Origin of the sequence: Streptomyces sp. NPDC005533, from assembly GCF_042871845.1 — a bacterium.
Classification (GTDB): domain Bacteria; phylum Actinomycetota; class Actinomycetes; order Streptomycetales; family Streptomycetaceae; genus Streptomyces.
The window spans coordinates 1-1,200 of record NZ_JBIAJH010000197.1 but is presented as its reverse complement, the minus strand read 5'-3'; the positions used below and the strand labels follow the sequence as shown (position 1 = coordinate 1,200).

Sequence of the window (1,200 nt, the reverse complement as noted above, 5' to 3'; positions counted from 1 at the left end):
GGCGCATCCTCCGCAAAGCCCGCCTCAGCCCCAACAACCTCACGTCAATCGCCCGAGCCATCCTCACCCTGGAGACTCACCGCTGAAAAGGCTCAGTTACTGGTCTGGGCCCGGACACTGGGCCACCTCAACCAAGCCGGGGTGGAATGCACGGGCTCATACGGCGCCGCGCTCAGCCGCTATCTGCATGGTCAGGGCATCACCGTCTTCGAGGTGAACCAGCCCGACAAGGCCACCCGCCGGCGCCGCGGCAAGAGCGACGTCGTCGATGCCGAGGCTGCAGCCCGCGCAGTGATCACCGGCCGGGCGACCGCGACCGCGAAGGCCGGCGACGGGCCCGTGGAGATGCTCAAGCTGTTCAAGATGGCCAAGGCCTCCGCAATCAAGTCCCGGGCTCAGGCGATCAACCAGCTCAAGGCCGTTCTCGTCGCCACCGATCCCGAGCTCCGCGAGTCTCTGGCCGGCCTGAGCAACCCCAAACTGATACGCGCCTGCGCCGCACTCGACAGCTCTGCCTCCGGAACGGCAGGCGCCGCCGCCCACACGCTCAAACTGCTGGCCCGGCGGATTCAGCACCTCACCGAGGAGATCGAAGATCTCACCACGCGGATCAGAGACGTCATCACGCAGCACAATCCGCAGCTCCTGTCCTGTTACGGCGTCGGCCCCGACACTGCCGCGACGCTTCTGATTGCAGCGGGTGACAACCCGGAACGCCTCCGCAGCGAGGCCTCGTTCGCAGCCCTCTGCGGCGTCAGTCCAGTCGAAGCCTCCTCTGGGAAAACCCAGCGTCGGCGCCTGAACCGAGGCGGAAACCGGCAGGCCAACTCCGCCCTCTACACCATCGTGCTGGCCCGTCTCCGATGGGACACCCGCACCCGCGACTACACCAACAGGCGTGTCTCCGAAGGCAAGACCCGACGCGAAGCACTTCGCTGTCTCAAACGCTACGTCGCACGCGAGATCCACCGACTCATCACCCGGACCACCACCCACGTCCTGGCGGCTTGACATCCATAGGGGCATCAAGACCGCCACCATCCACCTCCGGACTCCACCTCGCCGCGATCTTCATCTGGTCAGCCAGGTAATCCGAAGGAAACGGCCTAGGTGTGTTGTCCGGAGAGGTTGGTGGCGCGGCTGGCTGGGGTTTGGCCTGCGATGCCGGTGTGGGGTCGGTGGTAGTTGTACCAGTGCAGC

The 1,200-nt window shown here is 65.8% G+C and carries 1 protein-coding gene; it reads left to right on the top strand.

Going from position 1 to position 1,200, the window contains the following annotated elements:
* Nucleotides 1-1,011: IS110 family transposase (locus ACFYP3_RS37910; RefSeq protein WP_388842681.1), on the top strand; the 1,011-nt coding region annotated here is incomplete at its 5' end.
* Between the last annotated feature and the right edge of the window lie 189 nt (nucleotides 1,012-1,200).